The sequence below is a fragment of the Neptunomonas japonica DSM 18939 genome (genome assembly GCF_000422765.1).
Lineage (GTDB): Bacteria > Pseudomonadota > Gammaproteobacteria > Pseudomonadales > Balneatricaceae > Neptunomonas > Neptunomonas japonica.
Window position 1 is genome coordinate 75,127 of record NZ_KE383916.1, and the last position, 14,359, is coordinate 89,485.

The following is a 14,359-nucleotide window of genomic DNA, read 5'->3' on the forward strand; positions in this document are numbered from 1 at the left end:
CTACGATGAGTAAAAAGCTAAAAGCAGTGATTATCGGGCCAGGAAATATTGGTACCGATCTATTAATGAAAATGATGCGCTCTGAGTGGATCGAACCTGTATGGATGGTGGGTATTGATCCTGAGTCTGAAGGTCTGAAACGCGCTAAAGAGATGGGGATGAAGGTCTCTATTACGGGTGTAGATGGTATGCTTGAACACGTTGTTGAAGATGATATTCGTGTAGCTTTTGATGCTACCTCAGCTTATGTACATGCTGATAATAGCCGAAAACTTAATGAGCTTGGTGTGATTATGATCGATCTAACGCCAGCGGCTATCGGTCCATTTTGTGTCCCTCCCGTTAACTTGCAAGATCATGCCAAAAACCTGGAGATGAATGTCAATATGGTGACCTGCGGTGGTCAGGCTACCATTCCTATGGTGGCGGCAGTTTCACGTGTACAACCTGTTGAGTATGGCGAAATTGTCGCAACGGTTTCGTCGCGATCAGTTGGGCCTGGAACACGTCAAAATATTGATGAATTCACACGTACTACTTCAGGGGCCGTTGAAAAAGTCGGTGGTGCTAAAAAAGGTAAGGCGATTATTGTGATTAACCCAGCAGAGCCGCCTTTGCTGATGCGTGACACTGTGCACTGCCTGACAGAAACAGAGCCTGAGCAAGACGCCATTACTGAATCCGTTCACGCCATGGTGAAAGAGGTGCAAAAGTATGTGCCGGGTTATCGCCTTGTTAACGGCCCTGTTTTTGATGGTCGTAAGGTAACGGTCTTTATGGAGGTTGAAGGTCTAGGAGATTTCTTGCCTAAATATGCCGGTAACCTCGATATCATGACTGCTGCCGCATTACGCACAGCAGAAATGTTTGCCGAAGAAGCGGCGAACGACACCATCACCCTTCCAGCACGCACTTAAGCAGAGGAGAGTTGTAATGAACCTTAAAGGACAAAAAGTCACTCTTCACGATATGAGTTTGCGTGACGGAATGCATGCCAAGCAGCATCAAATTTCACTAGAGCAGATGATCGCGGTCGCAACCGGTTTAGACGATGCTGGTATGCCACTGATTGAGGTAACACATGGTGATGGTTTAGGAGGCGCATCATTGAATTATGGTTTTCCTGCACATGCTGATGAGGAGTACCTCAACGCCGTTGTTCCTAAAATGAAAAATGCCAAAATATCCGCCTTACTGTTGCCTGGAATAGGCACGCTTGATCATTTGAAAATGGCAAAAGACTGTGGCGTAACCACTATTCGTGTGGCGACCCATTGTACTGAGGCAGATGTGTCGGAACAGCATATAGGCATGGCGGCTAAAATGGGTATGGATACCGTTGGCTTTTTGATGATGGCGCATATGGTGTCAGCAGAGAAAGTACTTGAGCAGGCTAAGCTAATGCAAAGCTATGGTGCTAACTGTATCTATTGCACTGATTCAGCGGGCTACATGCTGCCGGATGAGGTAACTGAAAAGCTCGGGCTGCTGCGGGCTGAGCTGAACCCTAATGTCGAGTTAGGGTTCCATGGGCATCATAATTTGGCAATGGGTATCGCCAACTCACTGGCTGCGATTGAGGCCGGAGCCAGCCGTATTGATGGCTCTGTTGCTGGCTTAGGTGCTGGGGCGGGAAATACGCCTTTGGAAGTATTGGTTGCTGTGCTGGATAGAATGGATGCGGTCTCAGGTGTTGACCTTTACAAAATTATGGATGTTGCCGAAGACCTTATCGTACCGCTAATGGATAGCCCTATTCGTTTAGATCGCGATGCATTAACGCTTGGTTACGCCGGTGTTTATAGCTCCTTCTTATTATTCGCTAAGCGTGCTGAAGCAAAATATGGCATTTCGGCACGCGATATTTTGGTTGAGCTTGGGCGTCGCGGAACGGTGGGTGGTCAAGAAGACATGATCGAAGACTTGGCACTAACAATGGCAAAAGCGAAAGGGATACTCTAATGAACGAACCTAAAGGTAACCTGACACAGTCGCAGATTGAAGAGCTAGCGATTCATCTTGAAAATGCTGAGTTACAAGCATTTGAAGTCACCAAAATCACTGATGACTTCCCGAGTATGACTTATCAAGATGCATTTGATATTCAGTGGGAAATCCGGCGTAGAAAAGAAGCGCGTGGTAATAAAATTGTGGGTATGAAAATGGGGCTCACCAGCTGGGCTAAGATGTCGCAGATGGGTGTTGAACATCCTTGTTACGGCTTTTTAGCCGATTACTTTGCTATTCCAGACGGTGGAGAAGTAAAGCATGATGAGCTGATTCATCCAAAAATTGAAGCAGAGTTAGCGTTTGTTACCAAAGCCCCGCTCAAAGGTCCGGGGTGTCATATCGGGGATGTGTTGGGTGCCACAGACTTTGTTATGCCCGCTGTTGAAGTGATTGATTCTCGCTATAAAGACTTCAAGTTTGATCTTAAAAGTGTGATTGCTGATAACTCCAGTTCGAGCCGCTTTATTACCGGTGGGCGAATGGCTGATGTTGCTGATCTTGATCTGAAAAACCTTGGTGTTGTGATGGAGGTCAATGGTGAAGTAGTGGCAACCGGTGCAGGGGCCGCTGTCCTTGGGCACCCAGCTGCTTCGGTGGCGATGTTGGCAAATATGCTAGGTGAACGTGGCGAAGCGATACCCGCTGGAACCTTTATCATGATCGGAGCAATTACCGCAGCTGTTCAAGTCAACAAAGGTGACTCTTTCTGCGTGCGCTACCAAGATTTGGGTACGCTTACGGGTAAGTTTGTCTGACGAAAAGCAGCGCTTGCATACAAAATCATAGGGTATTTAGGAGTGATTCATTATGCCGATTGTACAAGTAAATATGCTTGAGGGCCGTACAGATGATCAGAAAGAAGCATTGATTGCTGAGATAACTGAAGCCATGGTGCGCTCTATTAGTGCTCCTCGGGAAAGCGTACGGGTAATGATTAATGAGATGCCTAAACAGCATTTTGGTATTGGTGGCAGCTCTGTGCAGAAAATGGGGCGCTAGCCATAGGTGCATTAAAGAATTTGCTGTGGTCACAATATTTATACCCGCCGTAAGGCGGGTTTTTTGTGCTTATTAATTACGATTTTTTAATTATTTCCATGCTTACTATCGGCAAAGTCTTCAATGTTTTTTCTGATTTATTAGGGATAGCCATTTTTCATTAAATGCTGAATTGCCCTGTGATTTTTTGATGATTTAATCACTTTTATAATTTCTTCTACCATTAGAATTAATTTTAGTCACTTATATATTCTTAAGATAACCTAACTTAATTGTTTGATATTTATCAATTAATTTATATTCCAACAATATTTTCCCCCGCTGGCATGAGCTTTGCTTTTATAGAGAAGTTACTCAAAAGATCTTCAATAACTATAAAAATGAAGTGAGAAAAATGTATTCCGAGCAGCGTAAGCACAATTATCTTTTTGTTCTCATGGCGTTTATCCCTTTCGCACTCGTCGGCTGTGAAGCACCGCTGAACTTAGAAAGTGTGGATAAGGAAACCTCTCAGCCGATCCGACGTACGGACCAGCTACAAGCGATTGCTAGTAACGATCAGGCAATGATAGTAGTGGGAAATAATGGCTTGGTGCTGACAACGGCAAAGGGAGAGTTGCAGTGGCAGCGCCATCAGTTAAAAAACCAGCCAAATCTGATTGATGTGGAGAGCTGTCCTGATCAGAGCTTTATTGCATTGAGCTTTGAAAAGCAAATATGGCGTAGCAATGACAATGGTCAGCAATGGCAACTGATTAATTTAGGCACTCAAGAAAATATGTTGGATCTAGTCTGCGCACCTGATGGCAGTTATTGGGTGGCGGGTAGCTTTTCAAGCATTCTTTCCAGCCATGATGCTGGAGCAAGTTGGAAAGAATTCTCTTTCAACGAAGATGCCATGTTAACCAGCATCCAGTTTGTTACTCCTCAGGTTGCTTATGCTACCGGTGAATTTGGCATGGTAGTGCGCTCTGATGATGCGGGTGCTAGCTGGAGCCTACTTGAACCACTCCCTAATGAGTTTTATCCACAGGCTACATTGTTTAAGAGCAGCGTAGAGGGTTGGGTCGTTGGGTTAGACGGGGTAGTCATGCATACCTCTAATGCGGGAAAACACTGGCAGGTTCAGCCAACACCCGTTGCTGCGCCTTTGTATGGTTTGCATCTGAGTAAGGCTGGGCTTTATGCCTTGGGTGAGAATGCCACTGTTCTTCAAGAGCAAAATGGGCGTTGGGTTTCTGTGACGTCGCCGCCTGTCTCTGCATATTTACGTGCGGCTGAAACCGTGGGCGATCAGTTATTGGTAGCGGGTGGTAACGGTACGTTACTGGCGTTGAATTCCAAAAAAAATAACCATTCGGAATAATCATGGATAAACGATCGGCTGAGGCCCATAAAGCTACGCATTGGTTGCACCATCTGGAAGAGATCGTATTTAACTCTCCCAAAGTAATTCTTTCGCTAATTCTGATGGCAACTTTATTTTTTGCAGCACAGATACCCAGCGTAAAAATCTATTCTGACTTTGCGGATTTGCTGCCGCAGACTCATCCTTATATTGAGCTGCATAACGAAATTAAAGAGTCGTTTGGTGGTGCTAACGTCATCATCGTGGGTGTTGAATTTACTGAGCACGATATTTTCAATAACGAGGCGCTGGCACGCATCCATCGAATTACTCAAGCTGTCGACTCTCTTCCTGGCGTCAATCACAACCTCGTTGTTAGTGTAACGCACCGTAACTCTCGAAAAGTGTGGTTAACGGCTGAAGGTAATGTTAACTCTGAGCCTTACTATAACCCTGAAAATACTGACTTGAGTGATCAGAAGTTGGCGTTGTTGCGCAAGGATATAGTCGCTGATGCACGTGTATATGGCCCATTAGTGAGCCCAGATAAGCATATGGCGCTGGTTAAAGCGCAGTTGATTGAAGGGCAGTTAGATTATGCAGCGACCTTTAATAAAATTCAGGAGTTACGCCAGTTAGAAGCAGCTGATGGTGTGCGTATACATGTAACAGGTCAACCGATGTTGGTGGGTTGGGCATACCAATACCTAAACCAGATTATTGAGATTTTTCTGTTCACTGCGCTGATTATGCTGGCGCTGTTGGTATTCTATTTTAGAAAAGCCTACGGGATTCTTGTACCACTTGCTGGCGTGGTTGTTTCTGCTATCTGGGGAGTTGGTATCATCTCTTTATTTGGCTATAACCTTGATCCTTTAAGCTTAGTTATTCCTTTCCTTATCTCTGCACGTGCTATGTCACATGGCATTCAGCTGGTGGAGAGGTACTATCTTGAGCTAAATGATCATGATGATCATCATGTTGCGGCAAGACTGACATTCGATAGCCTGTTTCGGCCTGGAAGCTTAGGTGTAGTTTCTGATGCTGTCGGTTTGTTGTTACTCGCGATTGGCTCTATCCCGTTGAACACTAAACTGGCGCACTATGCCTCGGTATGGGCGCTAAGCATTATCGTCATCGTACTGTTAGCGGTACCGCTATTGTTGTCTGTATTGCCTAAGCCAAAAAACAGCGAGATTAAACATAATCTGTTTCGCAATGTGGGTTATTTCTGTGCAGATCTTATTAGCGGCGTTAAACCTGCGAAACGTGCTCTATCTGTCGCGCTTATATTGTTGCTGAGCGGTTTCTACCTGTCTTCAAATGTTGTTATCGGTGAGTCTGAGCCGGGCTCGCCTATCTTGTATCAAGATCATGATTACAATTTATCCTCAAAGGCTGTTAACGATAGTTTTCCTGGTTCTGAAGAGATGTATATCGTTGCACAAACTAGTGAAAAGGGCGGTATAAAACGACCTGAGGTGCTTAAAGCGTTAGCTGATTTAGAACGGCACATGTTGCTTGACCCAGATGTAGGTGGAGCGAAAGGTGCACCGGACTTGGTCAAGCAAGTTAACCGTTTACTGCATAACAATGACCCGCGCTGGCAGCAGATCCCAGATGATAAATTGTATGTTGGTGGTCTGATGTACACCTACATGATGTCTAATCCGATTCCGGGGGCGTTGAACGAGTTTATCGATACAGATGAGCGTATAGCTAACTTAGTCTTTTACTACAAAGATCATCAAGGTGAAACGATTCGTCGTGCTATCCATACGGCTAAACAGTGGATCGCTGCTAATGAGGGGCAAGTTGAAGGTCTAACTATTCGTCTTGCAGGAGGCACTATCGGTGTTATTGCCTCTCAGAATGAAGCTGCTTTTGAAACCAATTTATGGGTGTTGCCGCTCGTCTTTTTACTGATTTTCATCTTTGTTGCCGCGTTTTACTCTTCTCTTATGGCAGGAACCATGATGTTTGGTGCGATGTTGTTCGCCACCACTTTGACTTATGCCTACATGGGAATTGTGGGCATGGGAATCAACAGTAATACCGTTCCAATTATTGCTGTAGGTGTGGGTGTTGGCATCGATTACTCGATTTATATGATGGATAGAATTCGCTCTGAAATGGTGCTGCTCGGTGATCTGAATGCTGCAGTAAACCGTGCCATAAGAACAACGGGCCTAGCAGTGAGCTTTACAGCCATTACCTTGATTGCCGGTATTGTTATGTGGGTGCTTCTGTCGGACCTGCGTTTTCAAGCGGATGCTGCGCTGCTGTTGATTGTGATGATCATTCTCAATGGAGCGGCTGCGATGCTACTGGTACCTAGTTGGGTGCTGGTATTTAAACCGAACTTTATCGTTAAAGCGTATGTGGACGAAGACGGCGTGATTCATGCCGATCAGAGTTCTGAAGATGTATCACTTATTACAACCAAGGCATAACAGAGGCTATAACTATGTCGAAAAAAATAACAACGACATTCACTCATCTTACTGTAGGCATCGCTGCCGCTATAAGTACAGGAATGGTCGCCACATCTGTGGTGGCCGCTGAGACAGAATGGGCAGGGTTTATAGAAAATGCTACATACTATCGTGAAGATGTTGGGCTTTCGAAGTTCCGTAATACCGGTCAAGCAGAGTTTGAAACAAAATTTGAGTCGGATACTTTTCGCTCACTTAAATTGAACGGAACGTTTAGAGCGACTTATGATGGTGTTTATGATCTGAACGACGATGAATTTGGTAAAAATTCTGGACATGCTTATCTAGGTGAAAATTGGCATGGGCGTGATACATCAACCGCGGTATTAACTCCCGGTGTTTCTTTTCCTTGTGAAAATGATCCCACCTTATGTAATAACTTAGATGGTTATATGGATCACAAAGAAAGTGATGCCAAAACCCCTGACTTTAATGATCAACTCGATTTTATTCGTGAGTTGTATATTAGTGCAGACAAGCAATTAAGTAATGGTGATGTACTCAATATACGCTTGGGTAAACAACAGGTTGTTTGGGGTAAAACAGACCTGTTTCGCGTGTTAGATGTTATTAACCCGGTTGATTATTCACGTCACAATATCTATGACGAATTGGAGGATATTCGTATCCCCCAGTGGATGCTTACGGCTGAATGGCGAATGGGGCCCAATTCTGTTTTAGATGATTCAAACCTGTCGATGGTTTGGAATTTTGATAAATTTCGACCTAATAATTTGGGCACATGTGGGCAGTCATATCGGATGATTGATGCCGGCTGTTTTTTTGCATCATCAGCCAACCTTCAGTTGATACCGGGAGGGCCGTACTCGCAACCCGTACCTATTATCCACGATGTTGAAGATCATGACTGGAGTCTAGCCAATACCCAATTGGGTCTTAAATGGGAGGGCGTCTACGGTGATGCAACTTTCTCCGTAAACGCGCTTACTTACCGTCAACAGTTACCCTCATTACACTTTAGACCGATAGCACCAGGCGCCTCTGTTCCTGCTGCAGACGGCGTGTTTGATATCAAGTTTCCGCGTGTGAATTTACTAGGTGGGTCGATTGATTACTACTCCATGGGTATGGATGCAGTATGGCGCTTAGAGATGGCTTATACGCAGGGAGAAGAGCAACCCCGTGATACTGATGGGCATAAAGAAACCGATATGCTGCGTTATGTAATTGGTTTTGATAAAAATATTATTCTGCCTGAATTAGGTACGCGTAGTGCTTTCTTGTTATCGACTCAGTTGTTTGGTGAACACATTCTGGATCATGAACGTGATATGCCAAATGAAGCCGATAATTGGGTTGGAACGTTATTGTTTAAAGGTTGGTATATGAATAACCGCCTTAGCCCTCAGATTATTATCGCTCATGATGTTGGTGCTAATGCCACCGTATATGCGCCGAGTGTTTCTTGGTCTCCAGATAATAATTGGATGTTTAATGCAGGCGTGAATATTAAATCAGGTGGTAAGAAAGAATTCCCATGGGGTGTTGCATCGGCATTTGGTGACCCATCTCCTCAAACGGAACCGTTAGCGCGTTTTACTAATGGCCCGATAGGTGTTGCGCACCAGGAAGACGAAGTGCAATTGAGTGTGCGTTACAGCTTTTGATTTTTAACAGCTAACAATTACAGGTATAAAAAAATGCTGAAAAATACTTTATTCTCTGCTGCACTGGCTTTAACTACGCTTAGCGGTGTTCAAGCAGCACAAATATCGGAAGATGTAATTCAGAACAGCTTCTACCCTTATAAAACGGGCACTCCAAGCTTCCCAGGACTCAATGCTGGGATGACAATAAATCAGGAAAATGTTGATCAGTTTAAAGACGCTCTTGATCCTGCAATGTATACATTTATTAAAAATGGCGCTACTGAAATGAAAGTAGGTGCGACCACCTCTTTTGATTTGCACCCCAGCTATGTTGAATCAACTCGTAAATACTCCAGTAATGTCTCACTCGGTGCAAAAAGTGGAGAGGTTTCCCCTACAATAGCAGGGAGACCTTTTCCGCAAGAACCCTCAATGGATGATCCACGAGCAGGTGAAAAGTTAGCATGGAACTACAAATACGGTTACAACTGGGGGGATTCGGCGGCAATTTATCCCTTCTATTGGAAATATAGAAATATGGAGAGCGCTAAGGTCGAGCGTACCATTAAAATGAATTTTCATTTTTTGAACTTTACGCACCGTACCTCGCAGGCACCTTACCCTGCAATAACTCCTAACCCCTCTAATCTATTTCGCGCAATTTATGTACAGGTTCTTGAACCATTTGATGTGAAAAATACTCAATTGCTTATTCAGCGGTTTGAAGATGACACCAAGGTGGATAATGCCTATCTGTATCTTGGGTTTCAGCGCCGAGTTCGCCGATTGTCTTCAGGGCAAACCACTGATGCCTTCTTAGGATCAGATGTAATGATCGAAGACTTTGAGGGTTATAACGGTCGTATCAGTGATATGAAGTGGTCATATAAAGGCACCAAAAATATGCTGGTTCCGATGTATAACCATAATGAGATGGACCTCGACTCTAAAACACACTCAGATAAAGACGGTTATCAAGTCATTGCATTTGGTGGGCAGGGTGGTTGTTTCCCAGATATCACTTGGCAGCTTCGTAAGGTCTATGTTGTAGAGTCACAGCCGGTTGATCAAAACCATCCGATCAGCAAGCGTGAGCACTATATTGATGCTCAAACCTTTATTATTCCACGAAATATTACTTATGACCGTAAAGGCGATATGTGGAAAAGCTGGACAATAGGTCAGAGCCATCCGGATTATCATTTACCAATTAATAAAGGCACAGGTGTATCAATTGATGACTCCTTCTCTATGATTGATATACAAGCTCAGCACTGTACAACAGGTCAATTTAAAGGGATTGTAGCTCCTGACTTGAACCCTGTAGATAAGTTTAATGTACAGAACATGCGCGCATCAGGCAGCTAATCTTCTTAGTTTTTGTTTCATCATACTTTGCCCGGCGATCGTCGGGCTTTTTTGTGTAAGCGTGGTTTTCATTATTTATGAGGTATGACTACTGTTATGTAGGTAAGCCAGTAAAGATGAAAATACAAAATCATGTAATGCCGCTAATTCTTTAAATAGGTGGGCTGTCTTATGACTGAGAGCTTAGAAGGTGTGATTCTCAAAAGGAGTGGTGTCCCAGGCAGGATTCGAACCTGCGACCTGCCCCTTAGGAGGGGGCTGCTCTATCCAGCTGAGCTACTGAGACAAGTTTAAACGAATAATTAACGCACGTTTAAGATGCGGTATATTAAGGCTTTTTTGCCAGCCTGAAAAGTAGGATCTTTATTTATTGGCCATTACGTAGGTAAAAAGTGGGAATCAACGAAAGTGCTTTTACAAGCAGTCGCTGTAATTGGCTTTATGCCTTGCCGATGTGAGATTGTCCAGTGTAATTACCTTTAGCCCCTTTGGAAGTATACAGCGAATTGCTGGGCTTTTGTCCGCGTAAAGCGGTGAGTAGCTTATCTAGACTTTGACTTGAGCGCATTACGATTTGTTCGTTGCGCTGATTAGCATTCATAGTGCTTTTTAGTACAGTTTCCAAATCACTCCAATGAGCTTTGAACTGCTGTGCAAGTGCTTGGTTTTGGTTTTGAGAAAGTAGTGAAGAAAGACCTTCTTTAGAGACAGGTAAGCCTGCGGCGATTAATAACTCTGCTCTTGTTTGGTTATTCTGATCAAACTGTCTAAGGATAGTTTGTTTTTCAGTGTTAATGGTCTGGATTGTTTCGATTTCTCGAGCTTTTAGTGCGGCAAGTTCTTGATCTAACAGTTTTTCTAATCCGCTTAAAATAGTAATGCCCTCTAAGGCGAGGGCATCAATAGATGCAAGAGTAGAAGAAAAATCTGTCATATAGGGTTATTCCATCATGGTATCAAAATCGATCATTTTTTCTGCTACTTGCTGAGCATCAATTTTATAGCTACCACTATCTATTGCCGCTTTAATGCTGGCAACACGCTCACTATCAACATCCGGTGTGTTTGCAATTTTGGCATCAGCCGCTTGCATCGCTTTAACGGTATCGCTTAGCTCAACTGTATCTTTTTGAATAGGCTTAGCGGAAGTATGGGTGACAGGTGCAGCACTCCCATTACTTTTTTGGGTGCTGACCTTTTCACGAGCTGTCATCGCTTGTTGCGATAAGGAGCTGTTAAGATCAATAGCCATTTTTTTGCCCTCAAAAACTATGTATATGTTGTTTAACGGCTACATTTATTAAAACTTTAGAAGAAAAGTGAAATAAATTATCTAGTCTGCAATATGTTGTAATTATAAACATTTGCCTTGAAATAGCTACCGAGATACGGATACTCGGCCTCTGCTTTTCACATAGGCGCGGATAACTTTTTGTGATTTGTTATTGAGTATTCTTATTTGTTCGCCCTTTTTTCCGCTCTCAAGTGCTGTGCCTTGTGTTCTCACCGCTAGTGAGCCGATTATAGCTTCAATAATAACGATGTCGTTACGCTCAACCAGTTTCGGAATAAGTAACATATTAGCGGTTAATAACGTGCCTGCAGAAATATTACGGCGGGCAGTCAGGTTAATGATTTGATCAGGAGTGGTAAAGAAGCTTTGGTTAATCAGGCTGGTATTTCTTCGAACAAATGATAAATCACTAGCTCCAATGCCGGAGCCTTTTAATATGGGGTGTCTTGCTGTCGCGACCATGGAAAATATATTTACTTTAGCTATGACATAAACAGCCCACTTTTTCGGAGCTTGGCAGCGTACGCGAAGCGAGATCCGACCACCTGTGGGAAGAGTAGAGGGAGTGGGAATATCAAATTTCGTACATTTTTTAAAATTTGTATGATCATTAATCGGGTTTACGACTATATTGATATTAGATTGAGATTTTTCTGCGGAAAAGTGTTCGTAAAGATGTTTTTCTACAATGCTTTGTAAAGCTTCCGCTGCACAGTGTGTAGAGAGTAGAGAAACGCTTAATAAAATGATGAGAGTGCCGATAACAGGCATTATTCGAAAATAACTCACGGAGGCTCCTGGTTTAGAGCAGGGTGTTGTCGTGGTGTCGCTGTTATAGTGACAATAGATTTGGTGTAGATCATGTCAGGTATTTTAGATACTGTAAACCTGCGTACCCAGATGGTTGGGCAGAACCGTTTAGAGCTTTTATTGTTCGCACTTGAAACCGAACAGGTATACGGAATCAATGTGTTTAAAGTACGCGAAGTGCTGCAATGTCCTAAGTTGACAGAAGTTCCGCGGCAAACAACTTCTGTTAAAGGGATGGCACATATACGCGGAGAGACAATACCCGTGTTGGATCTTTCTGAAGCGGTGGGGCGCTCTGGTATTCCCAAGGATGAACACCAGCAATGCTTCTTGATAGTTGCCGAATATAATACGCGCACATTGGCCTTTCTGGTGAGAAAGGTAGATCGTATTTTGAATACTCACTGGGATCAAATTATGGCTCCTCCCGCAGAAATTGGGGTGGAGAACTATCTGACAGCTGTCTTTGAGTATGAAGATAAGTTAATAGAAATTTTAGATGTTGAGCAGATACTCGCTGATTTGTATCCAATGCATACTAATGTCAGTGAAGAGATTGCTACTCAAGAGATGAGAAGTAAGGCAAAAGAGTATCATATTTTATGTGTTGATGATTCTAGTGTCGCTCGCAATCAGATGCAGCGAAGCCTTGAGGATCTAGGCGTTAAGGTGACGACATGTAATAACGGAAAAATTGCATGGGATATGTTGAATAAGCTGTCCGACAGCGGAAATGATGTTACTGAACTTTTCTTAATGGTTATTTCTGATATTGAAATGCCTGAAATGGACGGTTACACATTGGCTGCAATGATCAGAGAAGATCCGCGGATGGAAAAAATGCATATTGTGCTTCATTCTTCATTAAGTGGCGGATTTAATGTCTCGATGGTGAAGAAAGTGGGAGCGGATGGCTTTTTGGCTAAGTTTAATCCTGATGATTTAGCGAGTGTGGTTATTGAACGTATTAAGAAGCTTGAGCAGCGGCTGTAGAATGGAAGCATCGCTATGAATGAGCGTGTTGATGCCTTCAGAATAACGCCAGAAGAATTTATTATTTTTAGCCGCTTTTTAGAAAAAAGCTGCGGGATTTTACTGGCAGAACATAAACAGTATCTTGTGAAAAGCCGGCTAGGCAAAATCATGCAAGAGTGTTCGCTAAATAACTTGAATTGTCTTGTTAAGCTGCTTGAGAGACCAGGGGGGAGTCAGCTCAAAGACAAAGTTATTGATGCGATGACGACCAACGAAACACTATGGTTTCGTGATATACACCCTTACGATATTTTAAAAAATAAGTTGCTCCCTGAAATAAAAGAGAAAAAAGGTCGTCAAAAAGTACGTATTTGGTCGGCAGCTTGTTCTACTGGGCAAGAGCCATATTCTATGAGTATGGTTATTGATGAGTATAAGCGTGCAAACCCCGGCTCTTTTTTAGCGGGAGAAGAGATAGTAGCAACGGATATTTCTGCCAGTGTGCTGCAGCAGGCGCGCTCTGGCGAGTATGAGATGCTGGCGTTAGGTCGTGGCTTAGAGCAGAGTCGTTTACAAAAGCACTTTAAAGCGAACTTAAATGGTTCTTGGACTATTAATCCTGATATTAAATCAAGAGTGCGTTTTCAAAGTATTAATTTACTTGGTCAATATACGGGGTTAGGGCACTTTGATGTTATTTTCTGTCGTAATGTGATGATTTACTTCTCTCTAGAAGTAAAAACTGAAATTTTAAGAAAAATGCATAAGCAGCTTAATCCTGGTGGTTATCTGTTATTGGGCGCCTCAGAATCACTTCCTGGTTTATCTGACTGTTACAAAATGATTCATTGTCGTCCAGGTATTATCTACCAAGCTATTTAGTTTCATAGCGGCAATCAGAAGCGGCAATCGAGTGCCGCTTTTTTAATCCCCTTCCTATAAGAATCTTTGAACCCTCCCGTGTTAAGGGCTATGCAGCACTTTGCTCTGTTTGGCATGGATGTTGCTATATTCTATCTACACAGTATGAGGTGACGTATGGCGATTACTTTTGAGAAAGCATTAGGAATACATGATGACGCAATTGCGCTGCGCTCTAAGCGTGCAGAAGTGATTGCTAATAATATAGCCAATGCCGATACGCCAAACTTCCAAGCACGTGATATCGATTTTAAAAGTGTGCTGCAAGGTGTTCAGGGGGCTCAACAGAATCAAGCGCCTTTGAAAATGGTTAACACTAACGCAGCGCATAAAGATGCTGTTATTAATCCGGATTATGCATCTGAGTTGTTATTCCGTACACCGACTCAGCCATCTGTTGATGGGAATACGGTTGATGTTCAGGAAGAGATGGCTCGTTATACAGAAAATGCTTTAGGTTACCAAGCATCGTTTGATTTTTTAAATCGTAAATTTAAAGGCATTACCAGCGCGATCAAAGGTGATTAAT

General features: G+C 43.2%; 14 protein-coding genes and 1 tRNA gene. 11 read left to right on the forward strand and 4 right to left on the reverse strand.

Annotated features, from left to right (window positions below; all coding sequences use genetic code 11):
• Positions 1–5 precede the first annotated feature (5 nt).
• The 8 genes from G511_RS0119565 to G511_RS0119600 all read left to right on the forward strand — a co-directional run bounded on the left by G511_RS0119565 (position 6) and on the right by G511_RS0119600 (position 9,830).
• Entirely contained in the window at positions 6–917 is a 912-nt protein-coding gene (locus G511_RS0119565; protein ID WP_028471150.1) for an acetaldehyde dehydrogenase (acetylating), read from the forward strand.
• Between the two features lie 16 nt (positions 918–933).
• Positions 934–1,962, forward strand: a complete 1,029-nt coding sequence (gene dmpG / locus G511_RS0119570) for a 4-hydroxy-2-oxovalerate aldolase (RefSeq protein ID WP_028471151.1) — start codon at positions 934–936, stop codon at positions 1,960–1,962.
• Complete coding sequence (dmpH, locus tag G511_RS0119575) at positions 1,962–2,765, forward strand: 2-oxo-3-hexenedioate decarboxylase (protein WP_028471152.1); 804 nt, start codon at positions 1,962–1,964, stop codon at positions 2,763–2,765. The genes dmpG and dmpH overlap by 1 nt, the downstream gene beginning before the upstream one ends.
• Positions 2,766–2,817: 52 nt before the next feature.
• Positions 2,818–3,009: a 2-hydroxymuconate tautomerase gene (locus G511_RS0119580; protein WP_028471153.1), complete on the forward strand. Its 192-nt coding sequence runs from the start codon at positions 2,818–2,820 to the stop codon at positions 3,007–3,009.
• A 394-nt stretch (positions 3,010–3,403) separates the two neighbouring features.
• Positions 3,404–4,375 (forward strand): WD40/YVTN/BNR-like repeat-containing protein, encoded by a 972-nt coding sequence (locus tag G511_RS23465; RefSeq protein WP_245574171.1) that lies wholly within the window; start codon positions 3,404–3,406, stop codon positions 4,373–4,375.
• Between the two features lie 2 nt (positions 4,376–4,377).
• On the forward strand, positions 4,378–6,810 hold the full coding sequence (locus G511_RS23470) for an efflux RND transporter permease subunit (RefSeq protein ID WP_036552535.1): 2,433 nt from the start codon (positions 4,378–4,380) through the stop codon (positions 6,808–6,810).
• A gap of 14 nt (positions 6,811–6,824) precedes the next feature.
• Positions 6,825–8,480: a DUF1302 family protein gene (locus G511_RS0119595; protein WP_036552537.1), complete on the forward strand. Its 1,656-nt coding sequence runs from the start codon at positions 6,825–6,827 to the stop codon at positions 8,478–8,480.
• A 33-nt stretch (positions 8,481–8,513) separates the two neighbouring features.
• Positions 8,514–9,830 carry a DUF1329 domain-containing protein gene (locus G511_RS0119600; RefSeq protein ID WP_028471155.1) on the forward strand — a complete coding sequence of 439 codons (1,317 nt, stop codon included), beginning with the start codon at positions 8,514–8,516 and terminating at the stop codon, positions 9,828–9,830.
• A 209-nt stretch (positions 9,831–10,039) separates the two neighbouring features.
• On the opposite strand, the gene G511_RS0119605 is transcribed toward G511_RS0119600, so the two are convergent.
• The 4 genes from G511_RS0119605 to flgA all read right to left on the reverse strand — a co-directional run bounded on the left by G511_RS0119605 (position 10,040) and on the right by flgA (position 11,913).
• Positions 10,040–10,116, reverse strand: a tRNA-Arg gene (locus tag G511_RS0119605).
• A gap of 153 nt (positions 10,117–10,269) precedes the next feature.
• Positions 10,270–10,764, reverse strand: coding sequence for a flagella synthesis protein FlgN (locus G511_RS0119610; protein ID WP_028471156.1), 495 nt, complete (start codon positions 10,762–10,764; stop codon positions 10,270–10,272).
• A 6-nt stretch (positions 10,765–10,770) separates the two neighbouring features.
• Positions 10,771–11,082 carry a flagellar biosynthesis anti-sigma factor FlgM gene (gene flgM, locus G511_RS0119615; protein WP_051222263.1) on the reverse strand — a complete coding sequence of 104 codons (312 nt, stop codon included), beginning with the start codon at positions 11,080–11,082 and terminating at the stop codon, positions 10,771–10,773.
• 126 nt (positions 11,083–11,208) lie between these two features.
• Positions 11,209–11,913, reverse strand: coding sequence for a flagellar basal body P-ring formation chaperone FlgA (gene flgA / locus G511_RS23475; protein ID WP_156905260.1), 705 nt, complete (start codon positions 11,911–11,913; stop codon positions 11,209–11,211).
• A gap of 72 nt (positions 11,914–11,985) precedes the next feature.
• Here flgA and G511_RS0119625 point away from each other — a divergent pair, with 72 nt between their 5' ends.
• From G511_RS0119625 to flgB, 3 genes are all read left to right on the forward strand, one after another.
• Positions 11,986–12,927: a chemotaxis protein CheV gene (locus G511_RS0119625; protein ID WP_028471158.1), complete on the forward strand. Its 942-nt coding sequence runs from the start codon at positions 11,986–11,988 to the stop codon at positions 12,925–12,927.
• Between the two features lie 15 nt (positions 12,928–12,942).
• Complete coding sequence (locus G511_RS0119630; RefSeq protein ID WP_036552538.1) at positions 12,943–13,791, forward strand: CheR family methyltransferase; 849 nt, start codon at positions 12,943–12,945, stop codon at positions 13,789–13,791.
• Positions 13,792–13,947: 156 nt separating this feature from the next.
• Complete coding sequence (gene flgB / locus G511_RS0119635; protein ID WP_028471160.1) at positions 13,948–14,358, forward strand: flagellar basal body rod protein FlgB; 411 nt, start codon at positions 13,948–13,950, stop codon at positions 14,356–14,358.
• Position 14,359 lies beyond the last annotated feature (1 nt).

What these genes read in the sequence shown, in the direction of transcription:
- G511_RS0119565 (WP_028471150.1), top strand. Translation starts at nt 6, where the DNA reads ATGAGTAAAAAGCTAAAAGCAGTGATTATCGGGCCAGGAAATATTGGT.
- dmpG (WP_028471151.1), top strand. Translation starts at nt 934, where the DNA reads ATGAACCTTAAAGGACAAAAAGTCACTCTTCACGATATGAGTTTGCGT.
- dmpH (WP_028471152.1), top strand. Translation starts at nt 1,962, where the DNA reads ATGAACGAACCTAAAGGTAACCTGACACAGTCGCAGATTGAAGAGCTA.
- G511_RS0119580 (WP_028471153.1), top strand. Translation starts at nt 2,818, where the DNA reads ATGCCGATTGTACAAGTAAATATGCTTGAGGGCCGTACAGATGATCAG.
- G511_RS23465 (WP_245574171.1), top strand. Translation starts at nt 3,404, where the DNA reads ATGTATTCCGAGCAGCGTAAGCACAATTATCTTTTTGTTCTCATGGCG.
- G511_RS23470 (WP_036552535.1), top strand. Translation starts at nt 4,378, where the DNA reads ATGGATAAACGATCGGCTGAGGCCCATAAAGCTACGCATTGGTTGCAC.
- G511_RS0119595 (WP_036552537.1), top strand. Translation starts at nt 6,825, where the DNA reads ATGTCGAAAAAAATAACAACGACATTCACTCATCTTACTGTAGGCATC.
- G511_RS0119600 (WP_028471155.1), top strand. Translation starts at nt 8,514, where the DNA reads ATGCTGAAAAATACTTTATTCTCTGCTGCACTGGCTTTAACTACGCTT.
- G511_RS0119610 (WP_028471156.1), bottom strand. Translation starts at nt 10,764, where the DNA reads ATGACAGATTTTTCTTCTACTCTTGCATCTATTGATGCCCTCGCCTTA.
- flgM (WP_051222263.1), bottom strand. Translation starts at nt 11,082, where the DNA reads ATGGCTATTGATCTTAACAGCTCCTTATCGCAACAAGCGATGACAGCT.
- G511_RS0119625 (WP_028471158.1), top strand. Translation starts at nt 11,986, where the DNA reads ATGTCAGGTATTTTAGATACTGTAAACCTGCGTACCCAGATGGTTGGG.
- G511_RS0119630 (WP_036552538.1), top strand. Translation starts at nt 12,943, where the DNA reads ATGAATGAGCGTGTTGATGCCTTCAGAATAACGCCAGAAGAATTTATT.
- flgB (WP_028471160.1), top strand. Translation starts at nt 13,948, where the DNA reads ATGGCGATTACTTTTGAGAAAGCATTAGGAATACATGATGACGCAATT.